12 protein-coding genes and 1 pseudogene are annotated in these 15,369 nt (G+C 74.7%); 10 read left to right on the plus strand and 3 right to left on the minus strand.

Annotated features, from left to right (window positions below):
* The first annotated feature begins 20 nt into the window (after window positions 1–20).
* The 3 genes from ACH01S_RS05670 (at window position 21) to ACH01S_RS41890 (ending at window position 3,102) form a co-directional block, all read left to right on the plus strand.
* Window positions 21–857: an IclR family transcriptional regulator gene (locus tag ACH01S_RS05670; protein WP_246237117.1), complete on the plus strand. Its 837-nt coding sequence runs from the start codon at window positions 21–23 to the stop codon at window positions 855–857.
* A 52-nt stretch (window positions 858–909) separates the two neighbouring features.
* Window positions 910–2,070 carry a 4-hydroxybenzoate 3-monooxygenase gene (locus tag ACH01S_RS05675; RefSeq protein WP_067886074.1) on the plus strand — a complete coding sequence of 387 codons (1,161 nt, stop codon included), beginning with the start codon at window positions 910–912 and terminating at the stop codon, window positions 2,068–2,070.
* Between the two features lie 120 nt (window positions 2,071–2,190).
* Window positions 2,191–3,102, plus strand: a complete 912-nt coding sequence (locus ACH01S_RS41890) for a phosphatase PAP2 family protein (protein WP_246237118.1) — start codon at window positions 2,191–2,193, stop codon at window positions 3,100–3,102.
* 26 nt (window positions 3,103–3,128) lie between these two features.
* On the opposite strand, the pseudogene cphA reads toward ACH01S_RS41890, so the two are convergent.
* Window positions 3,129–5,690: pseudogene (gene cphA, locus ACH01S_RS45735) on the minus strand (cyanophycin synthetase); the annotation flags it as partial.
* Window positions 5,691–5,692: 2 nt separating this feature from the next.
* The gene (locus ACH01S_RS05685) at window positions 5,693–6,529 is read right to left on the minus strand and encodes a cyanophycinase (protein ID WP_067886078.1); all 837 of its coding nucleotides are present in this window, start codon (window positions 6,527–6,529) and stop codon (window positions 5,693–5,695) included.
* Window positions 6,530–6,651: 122 nt separating this feature from the next.
* Here ACH01S_RS05685 and ACH01S_RS05690 point away from each other — a divergent pair, with 122 nt between their 5' ends.
* Together ACH01S_RS05690 and ACH01S_RS05695 are read left to right on the plus strand one after the other, a co-directional pair.
* Window positions 6,652–7,323 carry a QsdR family transcriptional regulator gene (locus ACH01S_RS05690; protein WP_067886081.1) on the plus strand — a complete coding sequence of 224 codons (672 nt, stop codon included), beginning with the start codon at window positions 6,652–6,654 and terminating at the stop codon, window positions 7,321–7,323.
* 81 nt (window positions 7,324–7,404) lie between these two features.
* Window positions 7,405–8,763 carry an ABC1 kinase family protein gene (locus ACH01S_RS05695; protein ID WP_067886538.1) on the plus strand — a complete coding sequence of 453 codons (1,359 nt, stop codon included), beginning with the start codon at window positions 7,405–7,407 and terminating at the stop codon, window positions 8,761–8,763.
* A 31-nt stretch (window positions 8,764–8,794) separates the two neighbouring features.
* On the opposite strand, the gene ACH01S_RS05700 is transcribed toward ACH01S_RS05695, so the two are convergent.
* The gene (locus ACH01S_RS05700) at window positions 8,795–9,640 is read right to left on the minus strand and encodes a siderophore-interacting protein (RefSeq protein WP_067886083.1); all 846 of its coding nucleotides are present in this window, start codon (window positions 9,638–9,640) and stop codon (window positions 8,795–8,797) included.
* Between the two features lie 167 nt (window positions 9,641–9,807).
* On the opposite strand from ACH01S_RS05700, the gene ACH01S_RS05705 reads away from it, so the two are divergent.
* The 5 genes from ACH01S_RS05705 to glpK all read left to right on the plus strand — a co-directional run bounded on the left by ACH01S_RS05705 (window position 9,808) and on the right by glpK (window position 15,342).
* Window positions 9,808–10,272 carry a nuclear transport factor 2 family protein gene (locus ACH01S_RS05705; RefSeq protein ID WP_067886541.1) on the plus strand — a complete coding sequence of 155 codons (465 nt, stop codon included), beginning with the start codon at window positions 9,808–9,810 and terminating at the stop codon, window positions 10,270–10,272.
* 149 nt (window positions 10,273–10,421) lie between these two features.
* A complete protein-coding gene (locus tag ACH01S_RS05710; protein WP_246237119.1) occupies window positions 10,422–11,189 on the plus strand; it encodes a cyclase family protein in 768 nt (255 codons plus the stop codon).
* Window positions 11,186–12,868 carry a thiamine pyrophosphate-binding protein gene (locus ACH01S_RS05715; protein ID WP_067886087.1) on the plus strand — a complete coding sequence of 561 codons (1,683 nt, stop codon included), beginning with the start codon at window positions 11,186–11,188 and terminating at the stop codon, window positions 12,866–12,868. The genes ACH01S_RS05710 and ACH01S_RS05715 overlap by 4 nt, the downstream gene beginning before the upstream one ends.
* Window positions 12,869–12,949: 81 nt before the next feature.
* Window positions 12,950–13,795 carry an MIP/aquaporin family protein gene (locus ACH01S_RS05720; RefSeq protein ID WP_067886089.1) on the plus strand — a complete coding sequence of 282 codons (846 nt, stop codon included), beginning with the start codon at window positions 12,950–12,952 and terminating at the stop codon, window positions 13,793–13,795.
* A 29-nt stretch (window positions 13,796–13,824) separates the two neighbouring features.
* Window positions 13,825–15,342 carry a glycerol kinase GlpK gene (gene glpK, locus ACH01S_RS05725; protein ID WP_067886091.1) on the plus strand — a complete coding sequence of 506 codons (1,518 nt, stop codon included), beginning with the start codon at window positions 13,825–13,827 and terminating at the stop codon, window positions 15,340–15,342.
* Window positions 15,343–15,369 lie beyond the last annotated feature (27 nt).

Consider the following 15,369-nt stretch of genomic DNA (forward strand, 5'->3'; position numbering starts at 1 on the left):
CAGCCCAGGCGGAGGGCCACGTGGCAGGTGACGGCGCGGATCCCGGCGAGGCCGGCGGGACGGGGCGCGCGCGGCCGGTCAGCGTGGCGGCCAAGGTCATGGCCATCCTGAACGCGTTCGCGCAGGGCGGCGTCCGGCTGAACCTCAGCGAGATCTGCCGCCGCGCCGGGCTGCCGCTCGCCACCGGGCACCGGCTCGTCGGCGAGCTGGTCGCGGGCGGGTTCCTGGAGCGCGTCCCGGACGGCACGTACCGCATCGGCACCCGGCTGTGGCGGATCGGCAGCCAGGCCCCGGCCGTCACGGGCCTGCGCGAGCTGGCCCTCCCGCACATGGAGGACCTGTACGAGGCGACGCACGACAACGTGCAGCTCGGCGTCCTGCGCGACGGCCGCGTCCTGATCGTGGAGCGGCTGCGCGGCACCCGCTCGGTGCCGGTCCTGACGCAGGTCGGCGCGACGCTGCCGCTGCACGCCACCGGCGTCGGCAAGGTGCTGCTCGCCCACGCGCCGCCGGACGTCCGCGAGCGCGTGCTGCGCGGCGCGCTGCCCCGGCACTCGGCCCGCACCACCACCGACCCGGACGAGCTGCGCCGGACGCTCGACCGGGTCCGCCGCGCCGGGTACGCGCTGACCCGCGACGAGATGACGCTCGGCGCGTCGTCGGTCGGCGCCCCCGTGCGGGACGGGAGCGGCGAGGTCGTCGCCGCGCTGTCGATCGTGTCGAGCACGCGCGGCGCGGACCTGCGGCGGCTGCTGCCGCCGCTGACGACGGCGGTGCGCGCCCTGTCCAGGGACGTGGCGCAGCACTGGAACGGGCACCCCGACATCTTCTCCGCGGAGCGGAAGACCGGCGCCTGACCCCGGGACGGCGCGCGCGAGGCGCCGCCGGGCGGAAACACGAGGAGGTTCGATGCGTACCCAGGTCGCGATCATCGGCGGCGGCCCGGCGGGACTGCTGCTGTCCCGGCTCCTGCACCGGCAGGGGATCGAGTCGGTCGTGCTGGAGAGCCGCGACCGCGCCTACGTCGAGCACCGGCAGCGCGCCGGGATGCTGGAGCAGGGCACGACCGACGCGCTGCGCGAGTGCGGCGCGGGCGAGCGGCTCGACCGGGAGGGGCTCGTCCACCACGGGCTGGAGCTGCGGTTCGGCGGCGCGGGCCACCGCATCCCGATCACCGACCTCACCGGCCGGACGGTGACCGTCTACGCGCAGACCGAGATCGTCAAGGACCTCGTCGCGCTGCGGGAGGCGGACGGCGGCGACGTCCGGTTCGAGGCCGAGGTCGTCGGGCTGGACCCGTCCGCGCCGAACGTGACGTTCCGCCGCGGCGGCCGGACGCACACGCTGGAGTGCGACTACATCGCGGGCTGCGACGGGTTCCACGGCGTCAGCCGCCCGGCCGTGCCGGGCCTGCGGACGTTCTCCCGCGAGTACCCGTTCGCCTGGCTCGGCATCCTCGCCGACGTCCCGCCGTCCACCGAGGAGCTGATCTACGCCTACCACGACCGCGGGTTCGCGCTGCACAGCCTCCGCTCGCCCAAGGTCAGCCGCCTCTACCTCCAGGTGTCCCCGGACGAGGACGCCGCCGCCTGGCCCGACGCCCGCGTCTGGGACGAGCTCGCGACCCGGTTCGCCACCGACGACGGCTGGACGCTCCGCGAGGGCCCCGTCACCGACAAGTCGATCACGCCGATGCGCAGCTTCGTCGCCGAGCCGATGCGGCACGACCGGCTGTTCCTCGCTGGAGACGCGGCGCACATCGTCCCGCCGACCGGGGCGAAGGGGCTGAACCTCGCGGTGTCCGACGTGATCGTCCTCGCGCGGGCGCTGGCCGAGCGGTACGCGTCCGGCTCGGAGACGCTGCTCGACGGCTACTCCGCCGCGTGCCTGCGCCGCGTCTGGCGGGCCGAGCACTTCTCCTACTGGATGACGACGCTGCTGCACACCGACCCGGCCGCGAGCGCGTTCGAGCGGCGGCTCCAGCGCTCCCACCTGGAGTACGTGGCCTCCTCGGAGGCGGCCGCGACGTCCCTCGCGGAGAACTACGCAGGACTGCCCATCATGGGATGAGATGGACGTCACGCGAACTGGCAGCGTCTGAAATTCTGCCATTGCGGCAAGATCGGACTACCGTGGGCGGATGACGTTCGCCTCCCCAGCGCCGCCGGGGGCCTCCGGCCGGGCCGCGCGTTGAGCCTGCTCGACCGGCCGCGCCGGGAGCCCGCCGCCCCGGCCGCGCCGCGCGGACCGTCGCGTCCGCCCTGGTCGCGCCGCGTGCGGTGGCCGCGACGCGTGCGGTGGTCGGCGATCCCGCTCCGCGCGCACGCCGGGCGGCCCCGGCCGATCCGCGAGCTGCTGCTGATCGTCGCGCTGTTCGCCGCGTACAAGCTCGGCCGCCTGTTCGCCGCCGACCGCGTCGGGGAGGCGTTCGGCAACGCCCGCGACGTCTGGCGGCTGGAGCGGACGCTGCGGCTGCCGTCCGAGACCGGCGTCCAGGACGGGCTCATGCACAGCGACGTCCTCGTCCACGCGGCGAACTCCTACTACGCCTTCGTGCACTTCCCGGCGGCGGTGGCGTTCCTGCTGTGGATGTACCTGCGGCGGCCCGGCCACTACCGGTGGATCCGCCGGGTCCTCGTCGGGCTGACCGCGGCGGCGCTCGCCCTGCACCTGCTCGTCCCGCTGGCGCCGCCGCGCATGCTCCCCTCGACCGGGCTGGTCGACACGGCCGCCCGGTTCGGGCCCGCGGTGTACGGGGCGCCGCAGAGCGACGCGATCGCCAACCAGTACGCGGCGATGCCGTCCCTGCACATCGGGTGGGCGGCCGTCATCGCGGTCGGGCTCGTCGCCGCGTCCCGGACGCGGTGGCGGTGGCTGTGGCTCGCGCACCCGGTCGTGACCGTCGCGGTCGTCGTCGCCACCGCCAACCACTACTGGCTGGACGGGATCGTCGTGCTGGCGCTGCTGTCGGCCACCGTGCTGCTGCTCCGCCCGCCCGCCCCCGACGGCGGCGCCTCCGCGGCCGCCTCGTCCGGCGGGCCGGGGGACTCCGACGCCAGCGGCTCGGCGCCCAGCGTCTCCAGCAGCTCCAGGACGGGCTGAAGCTTCTCGTACAGCAGCAGGACCGGCTCGCCGGGCGCGGCGATGTCCAGCGCCGACGTGACCGCGCCCTTCAGATCGCCCGCCGGATGGGCCCGCACGTCCGGCCTGACCTCCCGCAGCCCCTGGACGATCAGCCGCGTCATCTCCCCGGAGCGGCGGCCGCGCAGGTCCTCGTCCTCGTAGACGACGACGCGGCCGAACGTCGCGGCGAGGGCCCGCGCGGTCTCGCCGACCAGCTCGTCGGACCGGTCGCCCGGCAGCGTGACCGCCGCGACCGCGTCGCCCCGCCACCGCCGCGCGACGAGCGCCCCGACGGCGGCGACCGCCGCCGGGTTGTGCGCGTAGTCGACCAGGACGGGGTTCTCCCCGACCCGGTACACGCAGCCCCGCCCCGGGTTGCGGGTGTGCGGGTCGAACGTGCGCAGCGCCCGCGCGACGACGTCGACGGGGACGTCCAGCGCGCGGGCGGCGGCGACGGCGGCGAGCGCGTCCGCGACGACGTGGGCCGCGTGCCCGCCGAACGAGCCCGCGACGTCCTCCACCGGCAGGATCCGGGTCTTGCGGTCGCCGCGCGCCTCGGTCAGCCAGCCGTGCTCGGCGTAGTAGCCCACGCCGCCGTCGCGCAGGTGGTCGACCAGGACGGGCGCGTCCGGCGACGGCGCGAAGTAGCGCGGCTCCGGCGCCCGCTCCCGCACCACCGGGCGCTCGGCGAGCCGCGCGGTCGCCGGGTCGGCGGCGTTGAGCACGAGGTGCCCGCCCGGCCTGACCTCCTCGGCGACGAGCGCCTTGATCTCGGCGAGGTCGTCCACGGTCTCGGTGTCGTCCATGCCGAGGTGGTCGCGGGTGACGTTGGTGACGACGGCGACGTCCGCGCGGTCGTAGCCGAGACCGCGCCGGACGATCCCGCCGCGCGCCGTCTCCAGCACGGCCGCGTCCACCGACCGGTCGCCGAGCACCATCTCCGCCGACCGGGGCCCGGACGCGTCCGACAGGTGGACGAGCCGCCCGCCGACGAACACGCCCTCGGTGCTGGTCATGCCGGTCCGGCGGCCGTCCAGCTCCAGCATGTGCGCGATCATCCGGACGGTCGTGGTCTTGCCGTTCGTCCCCGTCACCGACACGATCGGGACCCGCGACGGCGTCCCGGCGGGGTACATGAGGTCGATGATGTCGCCCGCGACGTCGCGTCCCGCGCCCTCGTGCGGGGCGAGGTGCATGCGCAGCCCCGGCGCGGCGTTGACCTCCAGGATCCCGGCCGCGCCGCGGTCGGCGGGCGGCGGCGCGCCGATGTCGGGCAGCCGCAGGTCGATGCCGCACACGTCCATCCCGACGGTCGCGGCGGCCCGCACGCACATCTCCGCGACCTCGGGGTGCGTCTCGTCGGTCACGTCCCGGCTGGTCCCGCCGGTGGACAGGTTCGCGTTGCGGCGCAGCCACACCCGCTCCCCGCCGGCGGGCACCGACCCGGGGCCGTGGCCCTGCCGGGCCAGCAGCCCGAGTTCGGTCGGCCCGAGCGCGAGGCGGGTCAGCGGGCGGTCGTGCCCCTCGCCCCGCGCCGGGTCGGCGTTCACCCGCGCGACCAGCGCGGCGACCGTGCTGGAGCCGTCGCCGGTGACGCACGCGGCGGTCAGCTCGGCCGCCGCCACGACCCGGCCGCCGACGACGAGGACGCGGTAGTCCTTGCCCGGGATGTAGGACTCGACGAGCACCTCGCCCTCGTCCCCGGCGGCGGACGCGAACGCCGCCACCACCTCCGCGGGCTCGGTCAGCTCGATGTGCACGCCCTCGCCCTGGTGCCCGGACAGCGGCTTGACCACGACCGGGCCGCCGATCTCGCGCAGGACGGCCAGCGCCTCCGCCGGGGACGCCGCGACCCGCCCCTCCGGGACGGGCACGCCGGCGTCGGCGAGGACCCGGTGCGCGAGCCGCTTGTCGCCCGCGACCTCCATCCCGATCGCGGACGTGCCGTCGGTCATCGCCGCCCACACCGTCCGGCGGTGCCGGCCGTACCCGAGGCGCAGCAGGTTCAGGTCGCCGACGCGGCGGACCGGGACGTCCCGGCGGCGCGCCGCCCGCGCCAGCGCGGACGTGCTCACCCCGAGCCGCTCGCCCTCGTGCGCGGCGCGGATCCGGGCGAGGTCGGCGGACAGGTCGGGCACCGTCCCGGCGAGCGCCCCGGTCACGGCGCGCAGCGCGAGCGCGATCAGCATCTCGACGACCGTGCTGCCGGACGGCTCGTCCCGCGGGCACTCGAGGATGACGTCGTACTCCGACGGCCCGCCCGCGCGCACCGTCCGGCCGAAGAACACCTCGCGGCCGATCAGCCCGGACAGCTCCAGCGTGACGTGCTCGGTGACGTGGCCGAAGTAGGTGCCGCGCGCCATCGCGGCCAGCAGCCCGCCGGGGCGGCCCGCCGAGCAGTGGTGGGTCTCCAGGCCGGGCAGCGCGTCCACCAGCCGCTCGGCGAAGCCGGGGTGGTCGGTGGTCTCGTGCCCGGTCAGGCCCTGCAGGTCGAGCCGCGCGATCGCGACGGGACGGGCCAGGTAGACGTTCGGGCCGCTCAGGCGGCGCACATGGTCGAGCCGCACGGCTACTCCACCTCCTCCGGGCCGCGCATGTCGCCGAGCGCGGGGAGCTTGTCGTTCATCTGGAACGCGCAGCCGGCGGGGAGCAGGTGCAGCGACACGTCCAGCATCGCCATCGGCTCGTCGTCGGAGGCGGCGTAGGCGATCGTGGACTGGCCCGCGTCCACGACGGTGACGACGCCGGTGCCGACGACGTCGAACCGCCCGTCGCCGACGACGATCGCGGTGTCCTCGTCGATGCCGACGCCGAGCAGCCGGGTGTCGAGCGCGATGCCGCTCATCAGCCGCGGCAGCCGCCCCCGCTCGTTGAAGTGCATGTCGATGAGGACGTTGTCGAGCAGCCCGAGCCCCGGCCCCACCTTCACGCTGGACGCGGCGACCTCGTGGCCGTGGCCGCCGAGGATCATCCAGTGGCCCATCGCGGTCGCGCCCGCGCTCGTCCCGGCGATGACGAGGCCCTCCTGGTCGAGCCGCCGCTGCAGCAGCTCGTTGGTCCGGGACCCGACGAGGGTCCGCAGCCGCGACTGGTCGCCGCCGCTGAACAGCACCCCGGTCGCCGACTCCAGGGCCCGCAGCGTCGCCGCGTCGTCGGCCGCGGCCCGGCCGAGCAGCCGCAGCTCCCGCACCGAGGTCACGCCGAGCCTGCCGAACACCGCGCTGTACTCCTCGGCGACCTCCTCCGGCACCTCGGTGGCCGTCGTGACCACCACGATCCGCGCGTCCTCGCCGCCCGCCAGCTCGGCGAACGTCTCCAGGGGCCCGGACCCGCAGGTCCGGTTCTCCGCCCCACCGATGATCAGCAGCCGGCCCTTGCGTCCGGCGTCCCGCTGTTTCTGCTTCACACCTGCTGACTACCCCTGATGACCCCGTGTAGTCCCGAGGTGACGGTGGGGCACCGGCCCGCCGCGCGGAGGCGCGCGCGCACCGCCGGAACCCCCGCCGCGCCGTGTGTCATGCTGGTCGGATGAGCGGCAGCCCCGTCGCCCCGGACGCGCCCCTGCGGCCCCAGCCTCCGCCTCCGCGCTCCGCCCGCAGGCCGGGACCCGGCGCCGCGGTCGCCGCCGCCTCCGCCCACTACCTGCGCGGCGAGCCGATCGACATGTCCGCGCTCGCCGCCGAGCTCGGCGTCGGCCGCGCCACCCTGTACCGCTGGGTGGGCAGCCGCGAGCGCCTGCTCGCGGCGGTCCTCGCCGAGATGGCCGAGCGCACCTTCCGCGTGGCGGTGCGGGACGTCGGCGGCGCCGGCCCCGAGCGGATCGTCGCGGTGCTCGACCGGTTCATGCGCGCGGTCGTGGACGCCGCGCCGCTCGCCGCGTTCACCGCGCGCGAGCCGCGCCTGTTCGTCCGGCTGGCCACCATGCCCGGCGCCGCCGAGGACCGCGCCACCGACCTCATCGCCCGCGAGGTGCAGGCCGAGATCGACCGCGGGGAGCTGCGCGCCCCGCTGCCGCCCCGGGCGCTCGCGGAGGCGATCGTCCGCGTCGCCGACTCGTTCATGTACACCCACTACCTGGGCGGGAGGCGGCCGGAGATCGAGCGGGCGATCGAGGTCGTCGAGCTGATGCTGCGCCCCCTCGGGCGCGCCGGACCGGGCTCGCCGGGAATCTCCCGGCGGCCCTGGACAGTTCTCCTCTAAGGCGGGTATTGACCATTTCGTGGCAAATCACCGCCATGAGAGGGTGTATTGGACGAAACGTCGAACGAGGGGCGGCCGGCCGTGAACGACATCCCCCGCCGCGCGGTGACGCGGACCGCCAAGCTGGCGACCCTGCCGCTCGGCTTCGCCGGGCGCACCGCGCTCGGACTCGGCAAGCGGACGATCGGACGTCCCGCCGAGGCCGTCGCGCTGGAGGTGCAGCGCCGCACCGCCGAGCAGCTCTTCGCCGTGCTCGGCGAGCTGAAGGGCGGCGCGATGAAGGTCGGCCAGCTCCTGTCGATCTTCGAGGCCGGGCTGCCGGAGGAGGTCGCGGGGCCGTTCCGGGCCAGCCTGACCCGGCTCCAGGAGTCCGCGCCGCCGATGCCCGCCGCCACGACCCACAAGGTCTTGGCCGAGTGGCTCGGCGACGACTGGCGCGACTACTTCGACGCGTTCGACGACCGCCCGGCGGCGGCCGCGTCCATCGGGCAGGTCCACAAGGCGGTCTGGCACGACGGCCGGACGGTCGCCGTCAAGGTCCAGTACCCCGGCGCCGCCCAGGCCCTGATGAGCGACTTCAACCAGATCTCCCGGCTCAGCCGCCTGTTCACGCCGCTGTTCCCCGGCGTCGAGGTCAAGCCCGTCGTCGCCGACCTGAAGCGGCGCCTGGAGAAGGAGCTCGACTACGTCGACGAGGCCCGCGCGCAGACCGCCTTCCACGACGCCTACGCGGACGACCCCGACTTCGTCGTCCCCGCCGTGGTCGCGCAGGCGGGCAACGTCCTGATCACCGAGTGGCTGGACGGCACCCCGCTCGCCAAGGTCATCGCCGACGGCCCGCAGGACCGGCGCGACCGCGCGGGCCTGCTGCTGTTCCGCTTCCTGCTGTCCGGCCCGGCCCGCTGCGAGATGATCCACATCGACCCGCACCCGGGCAACTTCCGGCTCCTCGCCGACGGGCGCCTCGGCGTGCTGGACTTCGGCGGCGCCGCCCGCGTCCCCGCCGAGCTGCAGTGGTCGATCGGCCGCCTGCTGCGCATCGGCACCCTCGGCGACCCGGACGAGATCGTCGACGGCCTGCGCGCGGAGGGGTTCCTCGCGCCCGACGCCGAGGTCGACCCCGAGGAGGTCGCCGACCTCGTCGGCCCGCACGCCGCCCCGTTCGCCGTGGAGCGGTTCCGCTACTCGCGGGAGTGGATGCGCGAGCAGACCGCCCGCGGGTTCGGGCTCGCCGCGGACATGCGCCCCGGCTCGCTCGCCCGCCAGTTCCGGCTGCCGCCGCAGTACCTCGCGGTCAGCCGCGCCCTGTCCGGCTGCGGCGGCGTCCTCTGCCAGCTGGAGGCCGAGGGCGCCTACCGGGCCGAGGCCGAGCGCTGGCTGCCCGGCTTCGCCGACGGCGACGGCCCCGACCTGGACGACCGCACCGAGGCCACCGCCTGACCCCGCGTCGAGCGGTCCCTGAGGGCGGGGCTCACGCGAGGGCGCGGGCCTCTTCCTCCTCGACCTCGCGGTTCCAGTCGCGCTTGCTCGACTGCCAGCCGTCCTCGTCGCGGCCGCGCCGCCAGTAGCCGGAGATCGACAGCCGCTCCATCGGCAGGCCCCGGTCGACCCGCAGGTGCCGCCGCAGCGCCTTGACGAAGCCCGCCTCGCCGTGGACGAAGGCGTGCACGTCCTCGGACGGGAACTCCAGCCCCCGGACGGCGTCCACCAGCAGGTCGCCGACCGCGCCGCCGTTCCGGTGCAGCCAGACGATCTCCGCGTCGCCCGGCGTCGGCAGCTCCTGCTCCTCCTCTGGGCCCGCGACCTCGACGAACACGCGGACGGGCGCGCCGTCCGGGATCCGCTCCAGGGACGCGCCGATCGCGGGCAGCGCGCTCTCGTCCCCGACGAGCAGGTGCCAGCCCGCGTCGGGGCGCGGCGCGTACCCCCCGCCGGGCCCCATGAACAGGATCTCCTCGCCCGGCCGGACGCTCGCCGCCCACGGTCCGGCGAGCCCCTTGTCGCCGTGGTGGACGAAGTCGATGGTCAGCTCGGCGGCGTCGGCGTCCCACGCGCGGACGGTGTAGGTCCGGGTGGTCGGCCACTGCTCGCGCGGCAGCTCGGCGCGGATCCGGTCCATGTCGAACGGCTCGGGGTAGGCGACGCCGGGCCGGGGGAACAGCAGCTTCACGTAGTGGTCGGTGAACTCGCCCGCGCCGAAGCCGGCGAGGTCCGGCCCGCCGACGACCACGCGGATCATGTGCGGCGTGAGGCGCTCGGTGCGCAGCACCGTCGCCCGGTTGAGCCTGCGTCCCTTGCGCGCCGGTTCCGTCGCCATTCGGCCCTCCGCTGTCCGGTCAGAGTTCTTAGGGAAGCCTAACCTGCAATGCGTCCGAAATGTTCCGTGAAATCGGCCACGGCGCGTCCGGAAAACGACGGGCGGGGCCGCGCGGCCCCGCCGCGTTACGGTCTGGTGGACGGCCCGGCGACAGGATGGTGGAACGGGTGGCGCTCAGCAGGACGACGATGACGGACGAGCAGCGCAAGTCGGTGGCGCTGGAGTACCTCAAGGGCTTCGACAACGGCGGCGTGACCTCCGACGGGTCCCCGCTCCTCGACCTGTTCGCCGACGACGCGCAGGTCTACTTCCCGAAGTGGGGCCTCGCGAACGGCAAGGACGAGATCGCGCGGCTGTTCGGCGACGTCGGCGCGACGATCACCTCGATCCGGCACCACTACGCCGGGTTCAACTGGATCCTCACCGGCACCGACACGCTGGTCTGCGAGGGCACCAGCCACGGCGAGCACCGGGACGGCCCGTGGCGCGCGGGCGTCCCCGAGTGGGGCGCCGGACGGTGGTGCGACGTGTTCGAGATCCGCGACTGGAAGATCCAGCGCGTGTTCATCTACCTCGACCCCGACTACGCGGGCGCCGACACCGCCCGCTACCCCTGGCTCGCGGACGAGTGACGCGCGCGGGCACCGGGCGGCCTGCGCCGGGCGACCCGTGGCGGGCGGCCTGCGCCGGGTGACCCTCCGAACAGGCTCGTCTGCGATAAGTTCGGGAGGCCCCGCGCCGACCCCCAGCCCGTCCGCGCCACGCCGGAGGAACGTTGTCCGTGCTCGCCCAGTTGCTCGCCGCCGTCGACGACGGCTCGGTGGAGATCGTCGACCTGACCGCCCCCCTCTCGGACCGCACGCCCATCCTCCAATTGCCGGAGCCGTTCGCCAACACCGTCCCGTTCCGGCTCAAGGAGATCAGCCGGTACGACGACCGCGGGCCCGCCTGGTACTGGAACGACATCGAGACCGGGGAGCACGTCGGCACCCACTTCGACGCGCCCGTCCACTGGGCCACCGGGCGCGGCGGCGAGGACGTCTCGCAGGTCGCCCCGCGCCGCCTCGTCGGCCCGGCCGTCGTGCTGGACGCGTCCGAGCGGGCCGCCGCCGACCCCGACTTCCTGCTGGAGATCGACCACGTCCGCGACTGGGAGCGCGAGCACGGCCCGCTGCCGGACGGCGCCTGGTTCCTCTACCGGACGGGCTGGGACGCCCGCGCCGCCGACCAGGACGAGTTCCTCAACGCCGACGAGTCCGGCTCGCACACCCCCGGCATCTCCGCCGAGTGCGCCCGCTGGCTCGCCGAGGAGACCTCCGTCGTCGGGCTCGGCGTCGAGACGGTCGGCACCGACGCGGGCGCCGCGCCCGGCTTCGACCCGCCGTTCCCGTGCCACTCCTACTTCCTCGGCGCCGGCAAGTACGGGCTCACCCAGCTCCGGAACCTCGACCGGCTGCCCGCCCGCGGCGCGGTGCTGCTCGCCTCGCCGCTGCCGATCGTCGGCGGCTCCGGCAGCCCCGCCCGCGTGCTCGCGCTGGTCGAGCGGTGAAGGTCGCGGAGGCCGTCGGGGAGGCCATCGCGCGGCTCGGCGCCGACACCGTGTTCGGGGTCGTCGGCAGCGGCAACTTCCACGTCACGAACGCGCTCGTCGCGAACGGGGCCCGGTTCGTCGCGGCCCGGCACGAGGGCGGCGCCGCCACCATGGCCGACGCGTACGCGCGGGTCGGCGGCGGGCTCGGCGTGGTGACCGTGCACCAGGGGCCCGGCCTCACCAACGCGGTCACCGGCCTCGCCGAGGCCGCCAAGAGCCGCACGCCGCTGCTGGTCGTCGCGGGCGAGGTCGCGGCCGCCGCGGTCCGCTCCAACTTCCGGATCGACCAGGCCGCGATCGCGGCGGCGGTCGGGGCCGTCCCGGAGCGGGTCCACTCGCCCGCGACCGCGCTCGACGACGTGGCCCGCGCCTGCCGGACGGCGGTCGCCGAGCGCCGCACCGTGCTGCTCGGCCTGCCGCTCGACATCCAGGACGCCGAGCACCCCGGCCCCGCGCCGGACCCGCCGCCGCTCCCGCACCGGCCGCGCCGCGCGCAGGTGCCGCCGCTGCCGGTGCCGCCGCCGGGCGCGATCGCGCGGCTCGCCGACGCGCTGCAGGCCGCCGAGCGCCCGGTGTTCATCGCCGGGCGGGGCGCCCGGCTGTCCCGCGCCGCCGAGCCGCTCGCCGAGCTGGCCCGGCGCTGCGGGGCGCTGCCCGCGACGTCCGCCGTCGCGCGCGGGCTGTTCGCGGGCGACCCGTTCTCGCTGGACGTGTCCGGCGGCTTCGCCACCCCCGCCGCGGCCGGCCTGATCGCGGGCGCCGACCTCGTCGTCGGCTGGGGCTGCTCGCTCAACATGTGGACGACCCGGCACGGCGCCCTCATCGGCTCCGGCGCGACCGTCGTCCAGGTCGACGTGGACGCCCGGGCCCTCGGCGCGCACCGCACCGTCGACCTCGGCCTGATCGGCGACGCCGCCGAGACCGCGCGGGCCGTGTCCGCCGAGCTGGAGCGGCGCGGCCACGCCTCCACCGGCTACCGCACGCCCGAGGTGGCCGAGCTGCTCGTCCGCGAGGGGCGCTGGCAGGACGTCCCCTACGAGGAGCACCCGGCCGAGGACGGCGGCCCCCGCATCGACCCCCGGACGCTGACGATCGCGCTCGACCGGATGCTGCCGCCCGAGCGGACCGTCGCCGTCGACTCGGGGAACTTCATGGGCTACCCGTCGATGTTCCTCGACGTCCCCGACTCCGACGCCCTCGTGTTCACCCAGGCGTTCCAGGCCGTCGGGCTCGGCCTCGCCACGGCGATCGGCGCCGCGGTGGCCCGTCCCGACCGGCTGACCGTCGCCGCGCTCGGCGACGGCGGCCTGCTGATGTCGGTCGCCGAGCTGGAGACGGCCGTCCGGCTCGGCCTCGGCCTGCTCGTGGTCGTCTACGACGACGAGGCCTACGGCGCCGAGGTGCACCACTTCGCGCCCGGCGGGCACCCGCTGGACACCGTCACCTTCCCGCCCGTCGACGTCGCCGCCGTCGGGCGCGGGTTCGGCTGCGCGGCGGCGACCGTCCGGGGCCCGGACGACCTCGCCGCCGTGGCCGCCTGGCTGGACGGTCCGCGCGACCGCCCCATGCTCGTGGACGCCAAGGTCACCCGCGGTCAGGCCGCCTGGTGGCTGGAGGAGGCGTTCCGGGGACACTGACCATGTTTCCCCGCCTGCTCCTGGGAACGATCAGCGGCAAGATCGACCGTGGCCGCGGTCACACATCCCGGAGGAGGACAGATGGCGGGAGAGCAGCGGCTTCCCACGCTCGCCGCTGAGGTGTTGGCCGAGTTCGCCGGAACCCTGATCCTGATCCTCTTCGGGGTCGGCGTCGTCGCGCAGGCCGTCGCGGGCAGCGGGCTCGGCGAGCCGCAGAGCCTCGGCGGGCACGACAGCATCGCCTGGGCCTGGGGCATCGCGGTCACGCTCGGCGTGTACGTGTCGGCGCGGCTCAGCGGCGGGCACATCAACCCGGCCGTCACCCTCGCGCTCGCGGTCTACAAGGGCTTCCCCTGGCGGAAGGTGATCCCGTTCTGGACCGCGCAGTTCCTCGGGGCGTTCATCGCCGCGCTGATCGTCCGGTGGGACTACAACGAGATCCTCACCAAGTTCGACCCGGGCCTGACGACCAAGTCGCAGTTCGTGTTCTCCACGATGCCCGGCAACGGGTCCCTGCCGGTCGGCCTGTGGGGCGGCTTCCGGGACCAGGTGATCGGCACCGCGATCCTGCTGTTCCTCGTCCTCGCGCTCACCGACCTGAAGAACGCGCCGCCGCTCGCGAACCTCGCGCCGCTCATCATCGGGCTCGTCGTCGTCGCGATCGGGATGGCGTTCGGCGCGGACGCCGGGTACGCGATCAACCCGGCCCGCGACCTCGGCCCCCGGCTCGCGCAGTTCATCACGGGATACGAGCACGCCTGGCGAGATCAGTACGGGGACTTCTATTTCTGGGTGCCGATCGTCGGACCGCTGATCGGCGGGGTGATCGGCGCCGGGCTCTACATCCTGCTCATCGGGCGCCACATCCCCGAGGAAGGGGCGGGCGAGGTGCCCACGAGGCCGGAGCCGGAATACGACGTCTCCTGACGGAGCACGCGGAGAGGGGAGAAGAGTCCATGGCCGACTTCGTCGGGGCGCTGGACCAGGGCACCACCAGCACGCGCTTCATGGTCTTCGATCACGGCGGCAACGAGATCGCCCGCCACCAGCTCGAACACGAGCAGGTCCTGCCGCGGGCCGGGTGGGTGGAGCACAATCCCACCGAGATCTGGGAGCGGACGCGCGCCGTCGTCCAGACGACGCTGAACAAGGCGCACCTGGCCTTCGGCGACCTCGCGGCGTTCGGCATCACCAATCAACGCGAGACGACGGTGGTGTGGAACCGGCGGACGGGGCGTCCGTACTACAACGCGATCGTCTGGCAGGACACCCGCACCGACCGCATCGCGGCCGCCCTGGAGCGCGACGGGCGCGGCGACACCATCCGGCACCGCGCCGGGCTCCCGCCCGCCACGTACTTCTCCGGCGGCAAGATCCAGTGGATTCTGGAGAACGTCGACGGGGTTCGGGAGGCGGCCGAGAACGGCGACGCCGTGTTCGGCAACATCGACACGTGGGTGCTGTGGAATCTGACGGGCGGCGTGGACGGCGGTGTGCACGTCACCGATCCGACCAATGCCAGCCGCACCATGCTCATGGACCTGGAGACCCTGGACTGGGACGAGGAACTCCTGTCGTTCTTCGGGATCCCGCGCTCGATGCTGCCGCAGATCAAGCCGTCGTCCGCGCCGGATCCCTACGGGGTGACCCGACGTGACGGCCCGCTCGGCGGCGAGGTCCCGCTGACCGGCATCCTCGGCGACCAGCAGGCGGCGACGGTCGGGCAGGTGTGCTTCGCGCCCGGCGAGGCCAAGAACACCTACGGCACCGGCAACTTCCTGCTGCTCAACACGGGTGAGGAGCTGGTCAGGTCCAAGGCCGGGATGCTCACGACCGTCTGCTACAAGTTCGGCGACTTCGCGCCGGTGTACGCGCTGGAGGGGTCGATCGCGGTGACGGGGTCGGCGGTGCAGTGGCTGCGCGACCAGCTCGGCATCATCTCCGGCGCCGCCCAGAGCGAATCCCTGGCCCGGCAGGTCGACGACAACGGCGGGGTCTACTTCGTGCCCGCCTTCTCCGGCCTGTTCGCCCCCTACTGGCGCTCGGACGCCCGCGGCGCCATCGTCGGCCTGTCCCGCTACAACACCAACGCCCACCTGGCCCGCGCCACCCTGGAATCCATCTGCTACCAATCCCGCGACGTCGTCGAAGCCATGCGCGCCGACTCCGGCGTCTCCCTGGACGTCCTCAAGGTCGACGGCGGCGTCACCGCCAACGAACTGTGCATGCAACTCCAAGCCGACATCCTCGGCGTCCCGGTCTCCCGCCCCGTCGTCGCCGAGACCACCGCCCTCGGCGCCGCCTACGCCGCCGGACTCGCCGTCGGCTTCTGGAACACCACCGACGAACTCCGCCAGAACTGGAACGAGGACAAACGCTGGCACCCCGCCTGGGACGACGACCAGCGCCGGACCGGCTACGCCGGATGGAAGAAGGCCGTGGAACGGACCTACGGCTGGGTCGAGGTCGACTGAGCGTGGCGGTCCTTCACCGAGGGTAGC

It is taken from the genome of Actinomadura chibensis NBRC 106107 (assembly GCF_001552135.1).
Classification (GTDB): Bacteria; Actinomycetota; Actinomycetes; order Streptosporangiales; family Streptosporangiaceae; genus Spirillospora; species Spirillospora chibensis.